Source organism: Pseudovibrio exalbescens DSM 16456, assembly GCF_000422785.1.
GTDB lineage: Bacteria > Pseudomonadota > Alphaproteobacteria > Rhizobiales > Stappiaceae > Pseudovibrio > Pseudovibrio exalbescens.
Window position 1 is genome coordinate 68,771 of the sequence record NZ_AUGS01000015.1, and the last position, 20,159, is coordinate 88,929.

Sequence of the window (20,159 nt, forward strand, 5' to 3'; positions counted from 1 at the left end):
ATCAATAGCTCTCCGTGCTCACGTTTGATCGACCTTCAATCTCGGCCAATACGGCATCAAGCAAACCGCTGGCACCAAAACGGAAGGTGGCGGATGAGATCCAGTTCTGGCCCATCAGTTTGTCAGCAAGCGCAAGATAAGCCTGCGATTCGGCCACAGTCCGAATGCCGCCTGCGGGTTTGAAACCCACCGGACGATGGTTCTCAATGCCGGTTTCCCGGATTACATTGAGCATGATTTCAGCCGCTTCCAACGTTGCATTTTCAGCCACTTTACCAGTGGAGGTCTTGATGAAATCGGCTCCTTGGGCAATCGCAGTTTCAGATGCCAGGTGGATCAGCCGGGGATCCTTCAACTCACCCGTTTCAAGAATGACCTTGAGTTGGGCCGGCTCCGCGATCACCTTGCGAACCTCTGCAATCTGGGTTTCTGCAAATCCTCGACGACCGTCCATAAAGGCGCGGTAAGGCATGACAAGGTCAATCTCATCAGCTCCGTCCGCCAACGCGGCCTCGGTTTGCCGAACCACGTCACGGGTATCTTCTCCACCTTCCGGAAAGTTCACAACTGTCGCGATGCGTACCGGAGAGTCCTTTAACAAGCCCACCGCCTGCTTGATGAACCGAGGATAGATGCAAATGGCTGCGACATGGCCATGGGGCGTCGACGATCTGGCTGCCAGCGTTTCAATATCGGCGGGCGTGCAGTCATCATTCAGGTTGGTCAAATCGATAAGACCCAACGCGCGTTCGGCAGCCTGTTTCATTGTCATTTCACTCATTGGTCAACATGTCCTCAGGCAATTGATTGCATATAAGCGCGCAAAATCTTCTTGATCTTGGCAGCCCCCAGCGGGGCCATCTGCTTCGTCTCGTCATGAGAAAGGCCATGAGCCTGCAACCCGGCTCCCATGTTCGTGATTGTGGAGATAGCCCCCACCTTCATGCCCAGAAAGCGCGCCATGATCACTTCAGGCACGGTCGACATGCCCACCGCGTCGGCACCCAAGGTCTGCGCCATGCGTATTTCCGAGGGCGTTTCGAATGACGGGCCGGAGAACCACATGTAAACACCTTCTTCCAGATCCTCGCCCACTTCAGCAGCCGCGTTTTTCAACGCCGCACGGACGTCCGGGTCATATGCTTCAGACATATCCAGAAAGCGGCGTTCGTCCTCTTCTCCAATAAGCGGGTTCAAGCCCGACCAGTTAATGTGATCATTAATGAGCATGGGATTGCCGGGCTTTATGCGCTCGCGTAAAGACCCCGCCGCATTGGTGGCGATGAGCGTGTCACAGCCCAATTCCTTGAGTGTCTCCAATGGGGTGCGCATGACCGATGGATTGCCGCCCTCGTAGTAGTGCGCGCGACCGGAAAGAATGACCACAGGCACACCCTCAAGATGCCCTGCAACAAGCTCACTGGCATGGGCCGTGACGGAAGAAACGGGAAACTCGGGAAGGCGCGTATAAGGAATGCGCACGGCATCTTCCACTTCTTCCGCCAGCGATCCGAGACCGGAACCGAGGATGAGGCCCAGTTTGTAGCTTCCCGACCGGGCTGCACGGACAACTTCCGCACATTCCTTACCAAATCCGCTCATCTTTTTTCCTTTATTCGCTGCGTTCAAGCTCAAACCCGGCGGGCAGAAGCTCGTCAACGGTGAATGTTCTACGCAGACCCTTCAGATCTGCCACGTGCACAGGTGTATTGCCGGCAGCAAATTCCTTGAGCTTCTGGCGACAACCTCCACAGGGCGTGCACAAGGCCGCATCAGCAACCACAACTACTTCCACAATCCGCGTACTGCCGGCGCGCACCATGGTCGCGATCGCACCTGCCTCTGCGCAGGTCCCCTCGGGATAGGCGCCATTCTCGACATTACACCCCGAGATCACCTTGCCATCATCTGTCAGCAAGGCCGCGCCCACGTTGAAGTTGGAATAGGGCGCGTAGGCAGTGGCATGTGCCGCCTTGGCTTCTTCAAAGAGTTTGTCGAAAGCACTCATCATGTCCGCTCCTTGACGTAAGGCACACCTACATTCTTTGGCGGGATTGCGCGCCCAATAAAACCTGCCAACAGCACGACGGTCAGAATGTACGGCAGCGCCTGGAAGAACTGTACCGGAACCTCGCCAATGCCCGGCACTTCCTGCCCTTGCATCAAGTTGGCTATGGCATCGAGAAAGCCGAAGAGCAGACAAGCGAACATGGCGCTTACCGGCCGCCATTTGGCGAAGATTAGCGCCGCAAGCGCGATAAAGCCTTTACCCGCGCTCATGTCCTTGATGAAGCCGGCAGACTGAGCAATGGCCAGATAGGCACCGGCAAAACCACAAAGAGCGCCGCAGATGATGACGGCCCGATACCGAAGCCAGACAACGGAAATGCCAGCGGTATCTACCGCATGCGGGCTCTCGCCAACGGCCCGCAACCGGAGACCAAACCGGGTGCGGAAAACGATCCACCACGTCAGGGGCACGGTGAGAAACGCCGCATAAACGAGGATGTTATGCCCGGAGATAAGGTCCGCATAGATCGGTCCCAAGAATGGCACATCCCGCACACTGTCAGCGAACGGCAGCGTAATGGGCGCAAAGCGTGCCTCGATTTCGAGCTGCGGTGTCCGTCCACCTTGACCAAACCAGGCCTGCCCAAGCAGCACACTCAAACCGGCCGCAAGAAAGTTGATGGCAACGCCCGATACGATCTGGTTTCCTCGATTGGTAATGGAGGCAAATCCGTGAATCAGAGACAGGACGATGGAGATGCAAATGGCGGCAAGAAGTCCAGCCCAGGGATTTCCTGTCAAGTAAGCCACTGTGCCCGCAGCGAACGCGCCGCCGAGCATCTTTCCCTCAAGACCGATGTCAACCACACCGGACCTTTCGGAAAACAGACCAGCCAAACATGCAAAAAGCAATGGCGTGGACAGGCGGAGAGTACTGTCGAGTACGAGAATAATTACATCAAACATTTCCGCCTCCTCACGCTACCGCTTTTTCGCCAGCGAACTGGTTGAAAAAGGCGACGACTGCTGGCCGGAACATATATTCCAGCGCCCCGGCAAACAGGATCACCAGCGCTTGAATGACCACAATCATGTCACGGGTGATGGTTGGAATTTCAAAAGCCAGTTCGGCGCCACCCTGATAGAGCATACCGAACAGAACAGATGCTAGGATGATCCCGATTGGGTGCCCTCGCCCCATGAGTGCCACGGCGATACCCACGAACCCATAGCCAGCGGTGAAATCCAGCAGGAGGCGCGCCTGCGCGCCCATGACCTCATTAATCCCCATCATGCCGGCCAGAGCTCCGGAAATCAGCATGGTGATCACCGTAATCCGAACGGGCGAAATGCCAGCATATACAGCGGCGGAGGGGTTCTGGCCAAAGGTGCGGATTTCATAACCAAGTTTCGTTCGCCAAATCAGCAGCCACACCAGAACACACGCAACCAATGAGATGAACAACGCCAAGTTGACGGGAGACTGACCCAAGTCGAAGCCCGGGAACATGTGGCGCAAAAGCGGAAGCTGACCGCCCTCTTCGAAACCCCGCGTGGAAGGCTGCATGGACCCTTGCGGGCGCAGGACGTTCGCGAGCAGGTAAACCATCAACGAGGACGCAATAAAGTTGAACATGATCGTTGTGATCACGATGTGCGAACCACGTTTTGCCTGCAGATAGCCGGGAATGAGGGCCCAGCCCGCTCCAAAAGCGGCACCGCCCAATATGGCAAAAGGCATGGTTACGTACCATGGCACATATTGGTCCATGGCCAGACACGCCAATGCCACGCCGAGACCGCCAACATATGCCTGACCTTCACCGCCGATGTTAAACAGCCCCGCATGAAAAGCCACTGCCACTGCAAGTCCGGTGAATATGAAGTTCGTGGCATAGAACAGGGTGAACCCAACACCCTCGCCGTACCCCAGCGCGCCCCATACAAGCCATTTGACGGCCTCAAGGGGGTTTTCACCGATCAGCAAAACCACGGCGCCTGAGACCAGAAACGCCGCAATAAGATTGATCGCTGGCAGAACCCCATATTCTACCCAATTCGGGAGTTGCCCCTTAGTCATTGCTCGCCCCCCTCAGCTGGCACAGGCGCCCGAAAATCATAGTCATCACGGGAAATCACTTCTTCAAGAAAACAGCGTTGTTGGTGAGGATGGTCCATCATTGTGCCGCCTCATCCGTGACACCGGCCATGAGCAGCCCCAGCTCCTGTTCGGATGCATCAGGTGTACGCTCACCAACAATGTTTCCGTCAAACATCACAAGAATTCTGTCAGCGAGGGACCGAATTTCATCAAGCTCAACCGACACCAACAGCACCGCCTTGCCGGCATCCCGCATTTCAATGATGCGCTTGTGAATGTATTCGATCGCACCGATATCGACACCACGCGTTGGCTGGCCAATGAGCAGCACATCCGGATCTCGCTCGATCTCACGAGCGAGTACGATCTTCTGTTGGTTACCACCAGAGAACTTGGCCACCTGAAGGTCCGGATTATTGGGTCGAATGTCATACTTGTCCATCCGCTCCAACGCCTCAGCCCGCACTTTCGCAACGTCCAGCAACATGCCTTTCGAGTAGGCCTCGTCTCGGTGATACCCAAGAATGGAATTCTCGTACTCGGCGAAGCTGTTCACCAACCCCATGCGGTGACGGTCTTCCGGTACATGACTCATGCCATATTCCCGGAAGTCCGCTGCGGTGTGCTTCTTGCTCAAGTCTATGGTATGGCCAACCAGATCCATCGTGCCCGTTTCAGCCTGCATGATGCCGGAGAGCGCTTTGAGCAGCTCGGACTGACCATTGCCGGAAACACCCGCGATGCCAAGGATTTCACCGGCCTTTACGTCCAGCGAGACATTCTTCACCCGCATGACCCCACGTTCGTCCTTGACGTTCAAATCACGCACGGACAATAGCGGAGCCTTGGGAGCGGCCGGTTGTTTGTTGACCTCCAGCAAAACGCTACGCCCAACCATCAGTTCCGCCAGTTCGGCCATGGAAGTTTCGGCAGTCTTGCGGCTGGCGACCATCTCACCGCGCCTCATCACCGAAACCATGTCGGTGACATCCATGATTTCGCGCAGTTTGTGGGTTATGAGAAGGATGGTTTTCCCTTCATCTCGCAACACACGCAGAATCCGAAACAGGTGATCAGCTTCTGCTGGCGTAAGAACGCCGGTTGGCTCATCCAGAATAAGGATGTCGGCGCCGCGGTACAGCGCTTTCAAAATTTCCACGCGCTGCTGCAACCCCACTGGCAGGTCACCAACAACCGCATCGAGATCAACCTTCATGTCATACTCGTTCGCGAGGCGGCCAAGCTCTTTACGAACTCGAGCAATGCCTTCCGAGAGCATGGCTCCACCTTCTGCGCCAAGCATTACATTTTCAACGACCGTAAACGGATCAACCAGCATGAAGTGCTGGTGAACCATGCCGATGCCTGATTCAATGGCAGCCTTGGAGTCAGGAATTTCGGTCTTCTTGCCATCGACGATAATGTCGCCGGTATCAGCCGAGTAGAAGCCATAGAGAATGGACATGAGCGTTGACTTGCCAGCACCGTTCTCGCCAACGATACCGTGGATAGACCCCTTGCCAACCACGAGATCAATGTCCTTGTTAGCGTGAACCGGGCCAAAGCTCTTGTTGATACCCCTGAGCTCAATCGCCGCAACGCCCTGCGTGGTAACGTCCGCCACACTCTGTTTGTCCAAGCTGATGGTCACCTGCGCATCTCCGCGTTTCGTGTTCCGTCTTCAAACCAGCGGGTCCATGCCGGCTTGCGGCCAATGGCCGTCTCCCCCTTACCCGCCATCCAGCGCCCATCCCTTGGATATGTCAGTGCTGGCGGGTCAAATAACTAGAAAAGGCCCGCGAACAGTGTCCGCGGGCCAAATTCCTTAAAACGGGCAGGTGTTGTCGACCATGTAGTCGTGGACTTCGATCTTGCCGGAGATGATGTCCTGCTTGGCCGCATCGACAGCTGTCTTCATGTCTTCGGAAATCAGGTCCTGATTGTGCTCATCAAGCGCCCAAGAGACGCCATCCTCGGCCAGGCCCATGACTTGAACGCCGTTGCTCCACTGGTCAGTGCGGGCATCTTCCAATGCCGTATCAACGGCAACGTCCACCGCCTTCACCATGGAGGTGAGCACCTGACCCGGGTGCAGATGGTTCTGGTTGGAATCCACACCGATGCCGAGCTTACCTTCGTCGGCGGCAGCTTGCAGAACGCCCATGCCCGTTGCACCAGCAGCATGGAACACTACGTCGGAATCACGCGCAAACTGGGAACGGGCCAGCTCACCACCCTTCACAGGATCGGTCCAAGCCGCACCGGTGGTTCCGGTCATGTTTTCGATGATCTCGATATCGGGATTCACGGCGTGCGCACCCTGCTTGTACCCGCAAGCAAACTTCCGGATCAGCGGAATATCCATACCGCCCACAAAGCTGATGGTGTCCGTTTCGGTTGCCATCGCTGCCAACATACCAACGAGATACGAGCCCTGCTCCTCACGGAAGACAATGGAGCGTACGTTGGGCAGATCGACCACTGAGTCCACAATCGCGAACCGGGTCTCCGGGAACTCTTTGGCAACCTTTTCAAGGGCAGCCGCCTGCGCAAAGCCAATGGTAATGATTGGATCCAACCCACGACGCGCAAAGTTGCGCAGCGCCTGCTCACGCTGGGAAGGGTTCTGGATTTCGAAGTCGCGGTAGTTGATGCCAGTGCGTTCCTTGAACATTTCAGCGCCATTGAACGCTGCTTCGTTAAAGGACCGGTCATTGCGGCCACCAAAGTCGTAGACAACACCGGGCTTGATATCATCAGCAAACGCTGCCGTTGACATCAAAGCCGCCATAAAGGTTGCACAGATCGTTGTTTTCATCTTCACAGAACAGTCCTCCGCTCACGGACATTTCAGGTTTTAACCAGCGATCGGTGACTTATTTCGCCACTTCGGCCAGCTCTTTGGTCTGGGCGAGACTCAACAATTCCCGCGCCAGCGCCTCATCAATAATCAGATCCGATATGACACCGGTACGAACAGCACCAAGTGTCGCCTCCGCTTTCCCGGGTCCACCGACCACCGCGATAACCCGAGAGCCTCTCGTTTTTTCGGGATGCAAGCCGACCGCTTTCTCATTCAGGCTGACACTCACCATATCGCCCTCGCGGTCGTAAAAACGTCCCATAAGATCCACACAGGCTCGGCTTGACGCCAGCTCATCCGCCTCCTCGCGCGTTACCAGCTTGCGCTGCAGAAGGTGGCCATCCGCACTGACCGACCCAATTCCGACAACAAACAGATCGGCTCCTTCAGCGCGCGCGATAAGGTCCTGCACCGAGCGCTGGCCATGGAAGGTTTCCTTTTCCTCGATTGTTTCTGCAAGATAGGGCACCGGCAGATAAAACCCTTCACCACCTGTCGCGGCCTGCAAGGGCTGAACAACATCATAAGGGTTTGCAGAAAGACGCCGCGTCAATGAGCCGGCAATGGAGACTATAGCAAGATCCGGGCGCTGCATTTTGGGCATGGCCGCCACGGTGGCTGACAATGTGCGACCCATACCAACGCCGATGCAAGCCGCGCTTCCGTTTGCCAACAGACCGTGAATGAATTGACCCGCGAATGAGGCCACCGCGCCAAACGGATCCCGCTGACCTTTGTAGCTGAGATCGGGAGCAATAAAACAGTGTTGCAGACCCAACAGATCAACGAGCGTGTTTTCCAGCTCGATGCAATCAGCCGGACGCGCCTCTACAAAAAACTTAATGAGACCATCACGCTGCGCTTGAGCGATCAGGCGATGAACCTTGGCGGCCGAAACACCTAAAATTTCCGCAATCTCGCCTTGCGTGCGGCGACCAATGAATGACAACCACGCCGCCCGGATCGCCAGGGATGTTGTCCAATCTTCCGCCGCCATGCGCATACCTCGGTATTCTCAGCCACTCGCGAATAAAAATTCAGAGCGCGTGAAATATTTCATCTTTCATGCCTCAGCCCGCGTTTGCGGTCAAGAAATTTTGCAGTGTTTGAAGAATTATTTTTTACAAGTTTGTGACAACCAGCCTGTAATATCAGAGGAAGCAATTGAAGATGAAAACAAATCCGTTCTTACGCGCTGCGTATTCGTCAACACCATTCCATAAATGAGACGAAAACTTCATCCTCGGCATTCCTGTTGCAAAGGCTTGCAAATCGCAAAAACAATGTACCTTCCCGCGCTCGCACCCTTCCTTCAGCGACGCCTCTTCACAAGAACAACGGGGCGTCACTTCACCCAAGCCGCAGATACCAAAACAATACCGGTAGCGCGTGCGTCGATTTTCATTATCTACCTCTGCGTTAATTTTGCAAATAAATTGCCGATATCCACTTTAATGCTCTACTATTTCAATGAGTGATACAGAACATAAATGCGTATCACCATGACCCGTACTTCGAAAAATCCTGCGTTCACGCATGAAAACGACGGGTCAGCGAAATAAGAAGAAACAAGACTGCGTTTTGCGCAGAACTTGACCAAGGAGGCTCGCCCTATGCGATTTACGCGCTTCTTTCGCCAGCTCTCACCGCTCGCCCTTGCTGCCCTGTTGGGCTGGGGCACAAGCACCGCAGCCCACGCGCAGGCATCCCCCGCATTCCCCCATCAAAAAGCCAACGTGGATCTGGAGCTGGTACTGGCGGTCGACATCTCGCAATCCATGGACACCGACGAGCAGGAGGTACAACGGGAGGGTTATGTAGCTGCCCTGACTTCTGATGAGGTGATTGACGCCATCCAATATGGCCCCAAAGGCCGCATCGCGATAACCTATCTGGAATGGGGTGGTGAAGGAGAGCATTTCATCGTAGCAGACTGGGCCATCATTTCGGATCAGGCATCCGCTCACACGTTTGCAGCCAAGATTGCCGAAGCGCCCTTGCGCCGTGTCCAGCGCACGTCCATTTCCTCCGCGCTGGGACAAGCCGTCGCCATGGTGTTGAACAATCCCTATCATGGAACCCGCCAGGTCATTGATATTTCCGGCGACGGCCCCAACAACCAAGGCGGCGCGGTGACACGAGCAAGAGATGCAGCGTTGTCTGCGGGCGTGACCATCAACGGGCTGCCACTCATGCTCAAGGCAGAAAGCATTTCATGGCAATCCATGCTGCATTTGGATCACTACTACGAGGACTGTGTCATCGGCGGGCCTGGTGCATTTTCGATTCCCGTACGTTCCAAGAAAACCTTCGGTGATGCAGTACGGATGAAGCTGGTTCTGGAAATTGCAGGTTTGACGCAGGAACGCGCAAGAATTGTGCGGGCAAACACCCGCGAACCCGTGCGCTGTTCATTATTCGACTAGCGTATAAGACAAAGCTCCCTATAAACTACGGGGTGTTGGCCCGGCAGCCACAGGCCGCCGGGCCTGTCGCGACAGGTCAGTCTGCTCTTGGGCGCACTGACCTCACACCAAAACGCCTCATTGGGGGAACGCATGAGCGCGCGCAAAAGCCTGGCACTGATTGCACACGACGCAAAAAAAGATGAAATGGTCGACTTCGCTCTGGCTCACAGAGAAAAACTGGCCAACTACGAGCTCTATACTACCGGCACGACCGGAGCCCGCATTCTGGAAGCCTGTCCAGACCTGAACGTCCACCGGCGCAAAAGCGGTCCTCTAGGCGGCGACCAGCAAATTGGTGCCATGATCGCAGAACAGCAACTCAGCGGCCTGATCTTTTTTGTCGACCCCCTGTCTCCAATGCCCCACGACGTGGATGTAAAGGCTCTGATGCGCCTTGCTCTCGTTTATGACCTGCCGATGGCCCTGAACCGTTCAACGGCTGGAATTCTGCTTCGGTCGACACGCCTTCAGGGGCTGTCTACTTCGTCATCGACCCCCGAGACGCCTGAGTGATAAAACCGTCAGACCGTAGATCGTAGATCCATGACCTCACCGCATTTCGAATTTCCCGTTCTGATTGCCGACATAGGCGGCACCAACGCACGCTTTGCATTGGTGGCTCATGCCGATGCTGAATTATCACCTTTGGGACAGGTCCCCACAGCAGACTATGAAACGCTGGAAGCAGCTGCAAAGGCTTGCCTTGGCGCCGGTGACACCGCCAGTGCTCCGCGCTCTGCAGTCGTTGCCATTGCGGGCCCCGTGGTGGGTGAGGAAATACCGCTCACCAATGCCAAATGGGTGGTTAAGCCGCGGGACATCGTCTCAGCGCTTGAGCTCTCCAGCATTGCGCTGGTCAATGACTTCGAAGCTCAGGCCTTCGCCCTGCCCGTTCTGGATACTGAAAGTCTGGATGTGATCGGGCCTGACATTCCACCAATAGACGGAGGGAAGTTTGTTCTCGGGCCGGGCACCGGCCTCGGGGCGGCGACCTTGGCGCGGGCGAACGGGCGATGGATACCGCTCCCGGGTGAAGGCGGACATGTGGAGATTGGACCACTCACGGAAGAGGATTATCAGGTTTGGCCTTTCATTGAACGCAATCACGGACGTATTGGCGCAGAACAGATCCTTTCCGGCACCGGCTTGCCAATTCTCGGCGCTGCCGTGGCGCGCGCGCGAGGTGACTTGCGCACCTTTGACAAAGCCTCACAAATTACTGAGGGCGCTGAACAAGGAGATGCCATCTGCGCCCAAACCCTGAGAATTTTCTGCCGCGCACTAGGTAGAGTGGCGGGCGATTTCGCACTGGTGACCCTTGCACGCGGCGGTGTATATCTGGCCGGGGGCATACCGCCACGCATTGCTTCATGGCTGAAAGACGGCGGCTTTCGGGAAGGCTTTGAAAGCAAAGCCCCTCATGGCAAGCTGATGACCCAGATCCCCACATACATTGTCACGCACGAAAATCCAGCGTTTGCCGGTCTGACCGCCTTCGCGAAAGCCCCAGACAGCTATCTGGTGGATTTGCATGGGCGTTATTGGCAGAACTAGACCCTCGATTCAAGGGAATGCAAAAGGTGTTTGCATCTGGAGTCCGGTGCCCGTTAAACAGCAACCATGACTGCACCCAAGCTTCCAATTGACGATATTATCCCGGCTTTGCTGCAACACTTGTCAGCAAGCCCGAATGCGGTTGTTGTTGCCGAACCCGGAGCAGGCAAAACGACGCGCATACCGCTTGCGTTGCTGGACGCGCCCTGGCGCGGAGACGGCAAGATCATAGTATTGGAACCCCGGCGACTGGCTGCACGCGCGGCAGCGCGGCGCATGGCCCAAACACTGGGCGAGAAAACCGGTGAGACAGTCGGCTACCGTGTACGCATGGACAGCGCCATATCGGATCGGACGCGCATTGAGGTGGTCACCGAAGGGGTATTCACTCGTCAGATATTGGAGGATCCGGAACTATCCGGCGTGGCCGCTGTTCTTTTTGATGAGTACCATGAGCGGTCGCTGGAGGCGGATTTGGGACTGGCGTTGGCGCTGGATTGCCAACACGCCCTTCGCGAGGATTTGCGCCTTGTTCCCATGTCCGCAACACTGGACCATGCTGGCGTATCCACCTTGCTCGGTGATGCACCAACAATCCAGAGCAAGGGACGGCAGTTTCCCGTAGAAACGCAGTATTTAGGCCGTGACGGCTCAAAACCGCTTGAAGAGCAGATGTCGCAAGCCATTCGGCGTGCGCTAGCGGAGGAGACGGGATCGGTTCTGGCATTCTTGCCGGGTCAGGGCGAGATACTCAAAACGGCCCGCCTTCTGGAAAAGCGCCTTCCAGCTACCGTCACGATTTGCCCGCTCTATGGTGCGCTGGATGCCAGACAACAAGATGCAGCCATCCGTCCGGCGGCGGCTGGTACCCGCAAGGTGGTGCTCGCCACATCAATTGCCCAGACTTCCCTCACAATTGAAGGGGTGCGCATTGTAGTGGACAGCGGCCTGTCGCGGGTATCGCAATATGACCCGCAGTTTGGCCTGAGCCGGCTGGTAACAACACGATGCTCCCTTTCTACAGCAGATCAACGCCGCGGCCGTGCAGGACGCACAGAGCCGGGCGTGTGCTATCGCCTTTGGGAAGAGGCGCAGACGAAGGCACTGCCCCGTGATGAAAAACCCCAAATTCTAGAGAGTGACCTGTCCGGCCTAGTGCTTGATGTTGCGAACTGGGGCGTAACAGATCCCAACCAGCTGGCCTTCATGACACCACCTCCAGAGCCAGCGTGGCGAGAGGCCCGCGACCTGCTCGAGGCACTGGATGCGCTGAACGACGACGGTACACTGACCAAGGAAGGAGCAGCCCTTGCCCGGCTGCCGCTTCACCCCCGGTTGGGGCACATGCTTCGAGAGGCTGCCAAAGAAAACAAGCAGGCACTTGCCGCTCACATCGCAGCAGTCTTGTCGGAGCCTGGACTAGGCGGCCGCAGCCCCGATCTGCGTGACCGGCTTGCCAACTTGAAGCGTGACAACAGCCCCCGAGCTGCGGCAGCAAAAGCGCAAGCAAAACGCTGGGCCTCCTTGGTGGGCAAGGCGGACATCCACCGCTTAGATGTGGAGGAAGCAGGGGACATGCTTTCTCTTGCCTATCCGGATCGTATTGCACAACAACGCGGAGCCCCCGGACGTTATCGGCTTGCCAATGGCCGCGGGGCCGAAATGCCTCACGAGGAAGCCCTTGCCGCCCATCAGTTCCTTGTGATTGCGGAAATGCAGGGAACAGCAGCACGGAGCAGAATTCTTCTGGGTGCTCCCTACTCCCGCAAGGATCTGGAAGCCCGGCACGGTGCCCACATTCGCGAGAGCGATCACGCCACCATTACTCCTGATGGTGGCGTAAAAGCGACGCGGCAGCGCCGGTTTGGCAAGCTGGTGTTGGATGAACGCAAGCTGAGCAACGCAGACCCGGAGATAATTGCGGATGCCCTGCTCGACGTTGTGCAACAAAGAACTGTCGCCCGCCTTGGCTGGTCGAAAGAGCAAATCCGTCTGCGTGACCGGGTGGGGTACCTACGCCGCACCCAAGGAACCGATTGGCCCGACCTTTCGGACAAAGCGCTGCAGACCGATCTGAATTGGCTACGCCCCTTCATCATCGGCCTTACAACCGTGGACCAGATTTCGGCAAAAGTGCTCGGGGATGCACTGGCAATGATGCTGCCGTGGAACCTGATGACGAAATTGGACGATTTGGCACCGTCACACTTTGAAGCGCCCACAGGCTCCCGAGTTCCCATTGACTTCAGCCACCCAGAACAGCCGGTACTGTCCATCCGCGTGCAAGAGCTGTTTGGTCTCGCACACCACCCCAGTATCTGTGATGGTAAAGTACCCTTGCTTTTGGAACTGCTTTCCCCCGCTCATCGTCCCATTCAGGTGACGGGTGACTTGCCCGGCTTCTGGAAAGGCTCGTGGGCGGATGTAAAGGCGGACATGCGAGGACGGTATCCCAAACACCACTGGCCTGATGACCCTCTGACCGCGGAAGCAACTCGGCGAGCCAAGACACGGTCCGTAAAATGAAAAAGCCGGCACAGGGCCGGCTTCCTCCAAAAAACGTAATGACGCTGCTTATTCTGCTTCGTCAGCAGAAGCGGCCTGCAACATGCCGTATTTCTCGATCCCGATTTTCTCGATGAGCTCAAGCTGGGTTTCGAGAAAGTCGATATGACCTTCTTCGTCGGCCATCAGGTCTTGGAAGAGATTCATGGTCACGTAGTCGCCCTCATCGCGGCATACTTCACGTGCTTCCTTGTAGAGTGAGCGTGCCGAGTACTCGCCCGCCAGATCGCATTCGACAACTTCTTTCAGGGACTGACCAATGCGCAGGGTATCAAGGCTCTGCAGGTTTGGGTGACCTTCCAGAAAAATGATGCGCTCGATCAGCTTGTCTGCGTGCTGCATCTCCTCGATGGATTCTTCCCGCTCCTTCTTGGCAAGCTTGATAAAGCCCCAGTCTTCCAACAGGCGATAATGCAGCCAGTACTGATTCACAGCGGTAAGCTCATGGCGCAGTGCTTTGTTGAGATACTCAATGACTTTCGGTTCGCCCTTCATTTTTGGCTACTCCTTAGATTGCCGCGTTGCCCAGTTATTTAGAACAATTCTAATTTACTGTCCAGACTCAGTGTCCGGTTTATTATCAAGTTCATATACAACGTCGATTATACGTGGAAAGCAACCGCCGCAGTTCGGTCTGTGCCCTAATTTTCTAAAGACTTCCCCGGGCGTTGGTACCGTTCTGTTCGGCGCGGCGCAGAGTTCTTCAGCCGCCTGCCGGAACTGTTCGTCGCTGATTACATTGCAGTGGCATATGATCATGGGGAGTCCCCCGAAACTCTTCTTTTAACCGCCAGAAATGTGTATATTCTGATGCATATAAAAACTAGACCCTAAAGTTCCAGTTTATTTTTCTGATAATCACGGACATCCTCTTATGACCCAAACACCGACGCCTTCCGATGACAGAAAAACAATTGTGCTGACGGGAGCCAGCCGTGGCATCGGCCACGCAACGGTGAAGAAATTCTCTCAGGAAGGGTACCGGGTCATTACCTGTTCCCGCCACCCGTTCTCGGTCAAATGTCCATGGCCATCAGGGCCTGAAGACCACATCGAGGTCGATCTTGGCAACCCTGAAAGCCTAGAGCACGCAGTTGGACAAATCAAAGAGCGTCTGGTCGCGAATGGCTCACAGCTCCATGCACTTGTGAATAATGCCGGTATAAGCCCTAAAGACGAAAGTGGAAATCGGCTCGATTCCATCACCACGCCGATGGATGCTTGGCGCTCCGTATTTCAGGTGAATTTTTTTGCACCAATCATGCTTGCCCGCGGATTATTTGAGGAACTGCAAGCCGCTCGCGGGTCTGTGGTGAATGTAACGTCCATTGCTGGCAGCCGGGTTCATCCGTTCGCAGGCACGGCCTACGCGACATCGAAAGCAGCCTTGGCCGCGTTGACTCGGGAAATGGCTGCAGACTTCGGACCGCATGGCATTCGCGTCAATGCGATTGCCCCAGGGGAAATAGATACATCGATATTGTCTCCGGGAACCGAAAAGCTGATCGAGAACATCCCATTGCGGCGTCTGGGGACAACCTCGGAAGTTGCAGAGACCATTTATTTCCTCTGCTCCGATCCTTCCACATACGTAAACGGTGCAGAGATTCACATCAACGGCGGACAACACGTGTAGGCTGTATCCCCTACGTCGGGCGGGTTTTCGGACTCGCCCGTCATGTTGAGTTTTATTAAACAGTCGCCCGCTTGGTCAAACCCTCCTCATTCCCCGAAACTGCCCTGAATTCCCTAATTTTTCATAGATTAGCGGCGACTTTTAAAGACCCCATTTACCTTTGATTGACAAAATTACCCATAGTATTTCGCGAGTTTATTCGGGGGATTTCTTCATGGGCGCACTTAGATTCCTGAACAACCTCAAGCTGTCCTTCAAGATTGGTGGCGGCTTTGTGGTGGTTCTGCTCTTGTCCCTGGCGATTGGCGCCATGGGCATCTTTTCCATTTTCCAGCTTTCCGAACAGACCAAGATCACGCAGTCGACAACCGACCTGACGCAACAGCTTCAGGCCGCCTCCTCTGCCGGTCAGGCGTTCTTGCGGGACCTCGATCCCGATAAAGGAGCCAAGGCAAGCGAGGAAATCGCCCAACTGACGGCCGATGTTAAACAAACCATTCAAACGATGCAGGCCAACGGTCGGATCACAACGGACTTTGAAGAAACGCTGGCGCAGGCCGAAGCTCTGAACCAACAGTTCGAGAGTGTTCTGGAATCGGTGAACGTTCAACAAAGTGCTCTGAATGAGCTCCTGGCCACATCCGACGATCTCGTCTTTGCCGGCGACACGGTCCAGCTCGAAGTCACACGCACAATGCGTATTGCCGACCAGATGGACAAAGACGCCAATGCAGAACTCCTGGAAGCCGACAAGGCCGGACGCATTGTCGCCGAGCTGCAAAAGCTCGCGCTGACGCTTCAGAACGACTTCCAACTGGCTTACAACTCCTCGAACGACGAACTGATGTCCAACGTGGTCATCAACGCTGCCAAGGCTGGCAAGGAAATCGAGAAGTTGCAGGGAATTACCTTGCAACATCTCGACAGCTCCATCGTCGACAAACTGGCCGAGATCAACAACGCCCTGATCCAGCAGATGCAGGAGATGATGGAGACGGATGATTTCACGAAAATCTACACTTTGCGTGCTGACATTCGCGACAGCATCAGCCAGTTGAACAAAACCACCCGTTTTGTCACCGGCTTGACCTATCGCTCCATTGATGATGCTCGTGGCTTGCAGGAGGAAGCGTCCCAGCGCCGCGACCAATTGGAAAAGATCGCCAACTCCGCCAACAATCTCTCCCGCTATGCGTTGGCCACAACCAATCAGGTTCTGGGCTATCTGCGCCCCGGTAGCGGCATCAAGGCGGAGGCCGTCGATGCTCAAATGGCAGGACTTATGGAGGAAGCCAAGAACTTCGCTGCCCGCGCCAGCGACATGGGCAAAATCGGTGAAGAAGGCGCCAGAATGGTGGACTACATCACCTCTGCCCGCGCCAACTTCGCCACAATGGCCGAAGCCACGGCAAACAAGGACGCACAGCTGACTGCCTTCATCGCGCAGTCAGCCAAGGTGCAGTCCGGCATCGGAACGATCGCATCTGACGAAGCCAAGAAGGTGGCAGCGCAGAGTGATGTGGCGATGATGACTATTGCCACCACGGTCGGCATCTGTGTGTTGATTGGTGCGGCTCTAGCCATTGCTCTTTCCATTGCCATCACGGTACCGACCAAGCGTCTGAACAGCATCATGGCGCGTTTGGCCGACGGAGATCTGGACGTTGAGGTCAAGGGCACCCAGCGCAAGGACGAGATCGGCGAAATGAGCCGTACCGTTCAGGTATTCCGCGACAACGCCCTTGAGCGCCTTGCGTTGCGCCGGGAGCAAGAAGAAGCTCAACAGCAGAACTTGAAGAAGCAGCAACAGGTTGAAAGCCTGATTGCCGACTTCCGAGAGAAATCTCAGATGCTCTTGAATGCCGTGAATACCAGCATGCAGGAAATGGGTTCCACCGCTAATGCCATGGCTGACACGGCTCGCGCCACCACCGAAGAAACCACTATGGCCCAGAGCTCTTCCAATGAGGCTGCGTCCAACGTGCAGATGGTTTCTTCCGCTGCAGAGGAACTGTCGAGTTCCATCGAGGAAATCGCCCGGCAGGTCAGCGCGGCGACAAACGTGGTACAAAAGGCAACGGATGGTGCCCACCAGTCCAATGCGCGAATTACGGAGCTGGCAACCGCAACCAACAAGATTGGTGAAGTGATCACGCTTATTCAGGCAATTGCCGAACAGACCAACCTTCTTGCTCTGAACGCAACCATTGAAGCAGCAAGAGCGGGTGAGGCGGGTAAAGGCTTTGCCGTCGTTGCTGCCGAGGTCAAGGAGCTTGCGAACCAGACCTCCAAGGCGACCGAGGAAATTAGCGGGCAGATCAGTGCCATCCAGTCCTCTACTGGCGAGGCTGTGGATACGATCTCCGGGATTACCCAGACCATGGATGAGGTCTCACAATACACCAACGCGATTGCCACAGCTGTAGAGCAACAAGGTGCGGCGACGACTGAAATCAGCCGTAACGTACAGGAAGCAGCAGCCGGTTCCGCAAACGTGAACCAGAATATGAGCCGCGTTGCAGAGTCCGTTCAACAAACCAGCGCTGCCTCAAGTCAAGTTCTGAGCTCTTCCGCAGAGGTTATTGAAAAAGCAGAACAGCTCCGTCACGAGGTGGACGAGTTTCTCTCTGCAGTGGCAAAAGCAGGATAACTGTTTTACTAGAGATCTACATAGGTTGAAGGGGCCAAAGCGGCCCCTTTTTCTTTTACGGGTTACTTCATATAGCGGTACCAATACATAGCTTAAAATATCTAATTCATTGGGTGGCAAACCTAATATTTGCGACAGATGCAGATGTCATAAAAGTTTCACGTATAGTTTAACCTGCGTTAATTAATCAGCCGCACTATCCCACTCAAATTAACGGGGTAGGATTTACAATGTTGCGTGGCGCACTAAAAAAATCCAATACGCTGAAAGCTCAGGTGAGCTTTGGGCTTATTCTACTAATCGTTTTAACAGGTATCATTTCCGCGTTTGCCTATTACCAGTCCCAGGAAATAACCGGTGACATTCAGAGTATTGCGGTGCAGGAAGACGGGGTAAAACGCGTAAATGCGCTGGCTGAAGCCTATGGCCAGCTTGGTGGCGATGTCGCCAATTTGCAGGCAACTGAATATGCCAGTGAAGATGACGCCCTCATCAACACGGTCCTCAAGGATACCCGAGCCGGCACTGCGGCGCTTTCAGAGTGGCTGATCGCCCGCGGAGACACAGAAACCGCTGATCAAATCCAAGCTTTCGCCGATGCGCTGCCAGAAAAAGTACGCACCCTGTTGGCCGCCTACCGGGCCCGTGATGTGGCTCAAGGTTTTCTGGCGGAAAATGCGGCAGCCGTAGCTGGCACAACTTCAGAGTTGCGCAGGCTGCTCGCTACACTGGGAGATGAACAGGAAAAAGCGGGCCAGCAGCTGACTGCGATCTCCAACGGGACCCTTGCCGCAGCCCTGAATTTCGCACTGACACCAACCGAGGAAGCACGCGAAGCTTTTCAATCCACGGTCAGTGAAATGGGCAACAAGCTGCGGGATATACGTGGCATGATGGGTGGCCTGAAACGCAGTGAACGCCGGGCTCATACCTTCGCGTCTCGTGATCGCGATCAATTGGTGCAAAATGCCAATCAGTTCTATGGAGCCATGAGCGGCGCCGTTCGCGAAGAGGAGCGGTTTCGGGAAGGTTTGAACACGGCCTACGACGCCATTTTGACCTTGCGAAACCGCATCAACGACGGCCAGACAAATCTGATCAACACAATCCAAACCCGAAGCCACCAAACCTCACAATCCGCCATTGTCGCCGGGATTGCGTCGTTGGTATTGGGTATTGGTATCGCACTCTGGCTTTCAGCAGGTGTCGTGCGGCCGTTGCGCTACGCCATCATGGCCGTGGAAGCGCAGGCTTCCGGCAAGCACATTGAACTGAAAACAACCAAAAGTTCCATCAGTGAGCTCAAACATCTTCATCACGCCCTGACTGTGTTTGAGACAAACGCTCGCGAACGGGATCGCCTGACTCAGGAGCAGACGGAGGTTCAAGAGGCTCAACAACGCAAGCAGGCCGAAATCGAACGATTGATTGAAGGTTTCCGAGACACGGCACGCACCCTGCTGAACTCGGTCAACGACAGCATGCAGGATATGCGCGCAACCGCAAGCACCATGGCGGAGCGCGCAAGCGACACATCTGTACAAACGGATCAGGCGTCCCATGCCTTCGACACTGCGACCAACAACGTGCAGGAAGCCTCCGCAGCAGCAGAACAACTCGCCAAGTCCATTGAGGAAATTGCCGCTCAAGTAAGCACAACGACCCACGTCGTTGAAAAAGCCTCTGATGGCGCCAGTCATTCCAACGAGCGCATCGGCGAGTTGGCTCAAGCGATTGGCAAAATTGGAGAGGTTGTCAGCCTGATTCAGGCAATTGCCGAACAAACCAACCTGCTTGCACTGAACGCGACCATTGAGGCCGCCCGCGCTGGTGAAGCTGGCAAGGGCTTTGCGGTGGTGGCTGCGGAAGTGAAAGAACTGGCCAATCAGACTTCGAAGGCAACCGAGGAAATAAGCACCCAGATCTCGGCGATTCAGAGCTCAACTCATGAGGCAGTCTCTTCCATTGAGGAGATCACCAAAATAATGGGAGAGGTTACCTCCTACACTGCGGCTATTTCCGCTGCTGTTGAAGAACAGGGAGCGGCCACGTCACAAATCAGCCGCAACGTTCAAGAAGCGGCCGATGGGTCCGTGACAGCCAATCAAAGCATGGTCCGGGTCGCGCAATCGGTTCAGGAAACCACCAGCGTTTCCAACAATGTGCTGACCGCCGCTTCAGAAGTGACCCAAAAGTCAGAAGCTCTGCGTCAGGAAGTTGACGGTTTCCTGACGGCGGTCGCTCGGATCAGCTGAACACCTGTCAGCTCACAATTTGAAGGGCCGGCCACGACCGGCCGGCCCTTTCGCACA

The 20,159-nt window shown here is 55.5% G+C and carries 17 protein-coding genes; 7 read left to right on the plus strand and 10 right to left on the minus strand.

Going from position 1 to position 20,159, the window contains the following annotated elements; all coding sequences use genetic code 11:
• Position 1 precedes the first annotated feature (1 nt).
• The 8 genes from deoC to G512_RS0111300 form a co-directional block, all read right to left on the minus strand.
• Positions 2-781, minus strand: a complete 780-nt coding sequence (gene deoC, locus G512_RS0111260; protein ID WP_028481809.1) for a deoxyribose-phosphate aldolase — start codon at positions 779-781, stop codon at positions 2-4.
• 14 nt (positions 782-795) lie between these two features.
• Positions 796-1,602: a purine-nucleoside phosphorylase gene (locus tag G512_RS0111265; RefSeq protein ID WP_028481810.1), complete on the minus strand. Its 807-nt coding sequence runs from the start codon at positions 1,600-1,602 to the stop codon at positions 796-798.
• A 10-nt stretch (positions 1,603-1,612) separates the two neighbouring features.
• Positions 1,613-2,008: a cytidine deaminase gene (gene cdd / locus G512_RS0111270; RefSeq protein WP_028481811.1), complete on the minus strand. Its 396-nt coding sequence runs from the start codon at positions 2,006-2,008 to the stop codon at positions 1,613-1,615.
• Positions 2,008-2,976: an ABC transporter permease gene (locus G512_RS0111275; protein WP_028481812.1), complete on the minus strand. Its 969-nt coding sequence runs from the start codon at positions 2,974-2,976 to the stop codon at positions 2,008-2,010. The genes cdd and G512_RS0111275 overlap by 1 nt, the downstream gene beginning before the upstream one ends.
• A 10-nt stretch (positions 2,977-2,986) precedes the next feature.
• A complete protein-coding gene (locus tag G512_RS0111280) occupies positions 2,987-4,090 on the minus strand; it encodes an ABC transporter permease (RefSeq protein ID WP_028481813.1) in 1,104 nt (367 codons plus the stop codon).
• 97 nt (positions 4,091-4,187) lie between these two features.
• A complete protein-coding gene (locus G512_RS0111290; protein WP_228130502.1) occupies positions 4,188-5,762 on the minus strand; it encodes an ABC transporter ATP-binding protein in 1,575 nt (524 codons plus the stop codon).
• 174 nt (positions 5,763-5,936) lie between these two features.
• Positions 5,937-6,929, minus strand: a complete 993-nt coding sequence (locus G512_RS0111295) for a BMP family lipoprotein (protein WP_036489588.1) — start codon at positions 6,927-6,929, stop codon at positions 5,937-5,939.
• 58 nt (positions 6,930-6,987) lie between these two features.
• A complete protein-coding gene (locus G512_RS0111300; RefSeq protein ID WP_028481816.1) occupies positions 6,988-7,971 on the minus strand; it encodes a sugar-binding transcriptional regulator in 984 nt (327 codons plus the stop codon).
• A 616-nt stretch (positions 7,972-8,587) separates the two neighbouring features.
• Between G512_RS0111300 and G512_RS0111310 the strand changes: the two genes are divergently transcribed.
• The 4 genes from G512_RS0111310 (at position 8,588) to hrpB (ending at position 13,522) form a co-directional block, all read left to right on the plus strand.
• A complete protein-coding gene (locus G512_RS0111310; protein WP_028481817.1) occupies positions 8,588-9,400 on the plus strand; it encodes a DUF1194 domain-containing protein in 813 nt (270 codons plus the stop codon).
• A gap of 132 nt (positions 9,401-9,532) precedes the next feature.
• On the plus strand, positions 9,533-9,955 hold the full coding sequence (locus G512_RS0111315) for a methylglyoxal synthase (protein WP_028481818.1): 423 nt from the start codon (positions 9,533-9,535) through the stop codon (positions 9,953-9,955).
• 30 nt (positions 9,956-9,985) lie between these two features.
• Entirely contained in the window at positions 9,986-10,996 is a 1,011-nt protein-coding gene (gene glk, locus G512_RS0111320; protein ID WP_028481819.1) for a glucokinase, read from the plus strand.
• Between the two features lie 66 nt (positions 10,997-11,062).
• Positions 11,063-13,522, plus strand: a complete 2,460-nt coding sequence (gene hrpB / locus G512_RS0111325) for an ATP-dependent helicase HrpB (protein WP_028481820.1) — start codon at positions 11,063-11,065, stop codon at positions 13,520-13,522.
• A 48-nt stretch (positions 13,523-13,570) separates the two neighbouring features.
• Here hrpB and bfr read toward each other — a convergent pair whose 3' ends face one another.
• Both bfr and G512_RS22415 read right to left on the minus strand, forming a co-directional pair.
• Positions 13,571-14,056 carry a bacterioferritin gene (gene bfr, locus G512_RS0111330; RefSeq protein ID WP_028481821.1) on the minus strand — a complete coding sequence of 162 codons (486 nt, stop codon included), beginning with the start codon at positions 14,054-14,056 and terminating at the stop codon, positions 13,571-13,573.
• Positions 14,057-14,110: 54 nt separating this feature from the next.
• Positions 14,111-14,320, minus strand: coding sequence for a (2Fe-2S)-binding protein (locus tag G512_RS22415; RefSeq protein WP_073833082.1), 210 nt, complete (start codon positions 14,318-14,320; stop codon positions 14,111-14,113).
• A 115-nt stretch (positions 14,321-14,435) separates the two neighbouring features.
• Between G512_RS22415 and G512_RS0111335 the strand changes: the two genes are divergently transcribed.
• From G512_RS0111335 to G512_RS22150, 3 genes are all read left to right on the plus strand, one after another.
• Positions 14,436-15,197 carry an SDR family NAD(P)-dependent oxidoreductase gene (locus tag G512_RS0111335; protein ID WP_028481822.1) on the plus strand — a complete coding sequence of 254 codons (762 nt, stop codon included), beginning with the start codon at positions 14,436-14,438 and terminating at the stop codon, positions 15,195-15,197.
• A 214-nt stretch (positions 15,198-15,411) separates the two neighbouring features.
• Positions 15,412-17,847, plus strand: coding sequence for a methyl-accepting chemotaxis protein (locus tag G512_RS0111340; protein WP_036489592.1), 2,436 nt, complete (start codon positions 15,412-15,414; stop codon positions 17,845-17,847).
• A gap of 230 nt (positions 17,848-18,077) precedes the next feature.
• On the plus strand, positions 18,078-20,102 hold the full coding sequence (locus G512_RS22150) for a methyl-accepting chemotaxis protein (protein WP_051269243.1): 2,025 nt from the start codon (positions 18,078-18,080) through the stop codon (positions 20,100-20,102).
• Positions 20,103-20,159: the final 57 nt, after the last annotated feature.

Bases quoted from the DNA above. Each gene is read 5' to 3' on its own strand.
- G512_RS0111300 (WP_028481816.1), bottom strand. From the start codon at position 7,971: ATGGCGGCGGAAGATTGGACAACATCCCTGGCGATCCGGGCGGCGTGG.
- G512_RS0111315 (WP_028481818.1), top strand. From the start codon at position 9,533: ATGAGCGCGCGCAAAAGCCTGGCACTGATTGCACACGACGCAAAAAAA.
- hrpB (WP_028481820.1), top strand. From the start codon at position 11,063: ATGACTGCACCCAAGCTTCCAATTGACGATATTATCCCGGCTTTGCTG.
- cdd (WP_028481811.1), bottom strand. From the start codon at position 2,008: ATGAGTGCTTTCGACAAACTCTTTGAAGAAGCCAAGGCGGCACATGCC.
- G512_RS0111265 (WP_028481810.1), bottom strand. From the start codon at position 1,602: ATGAGCGGATTTGGTAAGGAATGTGCGGAAGTTGTCCGTGCAGCCCGG.
- bfr (WP_028481821.1), bottom strand. From the start codon at position 14,056: ATGAAGGGCGAACCGAAAGTCATTGAGTATCTCAACAAAGCACTGCGC.
- G512_RS0111335 (WP_028481822.1), top strand. From the start codon at position 14,436: ATGACCCAAACACCGACGCCTTCCGATGACAGAAAAACAATTGTGCTG.
- glk (WP_028481819.1), top strand. From the start codon at position 9,986: ATGACCTCACCGCATTTCGAATTTCCCGTTCTGATTGCCGACATAGGC.
- G512_RS0111295 (WP_036489588.1), bottom strand. From the start codon at position 6,929: ATGAAAACAACGATCTGTGCAACCTTTATGGCGGCTTTGATGTCAACG.
- G512_RS0111310 (WP_028481817.1), top strand. From the start codon at position 8,588: ATGCGATTTACGCGCTTCTTTCGCCAGCTCTCACCGCTCGCCCTTGCT.
- G512_RS22150 (WP_051269243.1), top strand. From the start codon at position 18,078: ATGTTGCGTGGCGCACTAAAAAAATCCAATACGCTGAAAGCTCAGGTG.
- deoC (WP_028481809.1), bottom strand. From the start codon at position 781: ATGAGTGAAATGACAATGAAACAGGCTGCCGAACGCGCGTTGGGTCTT.
- G512_RS0111275 (WP_028481812.1), bottom strand. From the start codon at position 2,976: ATGTTTGATGTAATTATTCTCGTACTCGACAGTACTCTCCGCCTGTCC.
- G512_RS0111280 (WP_028481813.1), bottom strand. From the start codon at position 4,090: ATGACTAAGGGGCAACTCCCGAATTGGGTAGAATATGGGGTTCTGCCA.
- G512_RS0111340 (WP_036489592.1), top strand. From the start codon at position 15,412: ATGGGCGCACTTAGATTCCTGAACAACCTCAAGCTGTCCTTCAAGATT.
- G512_RS22415 (WP_073833082.1), bottom strand. From the start codon at position 14,320: ATGATCATATGCCACTGCAATGTAATCAGCGACGAACAGTTCCGGCAG.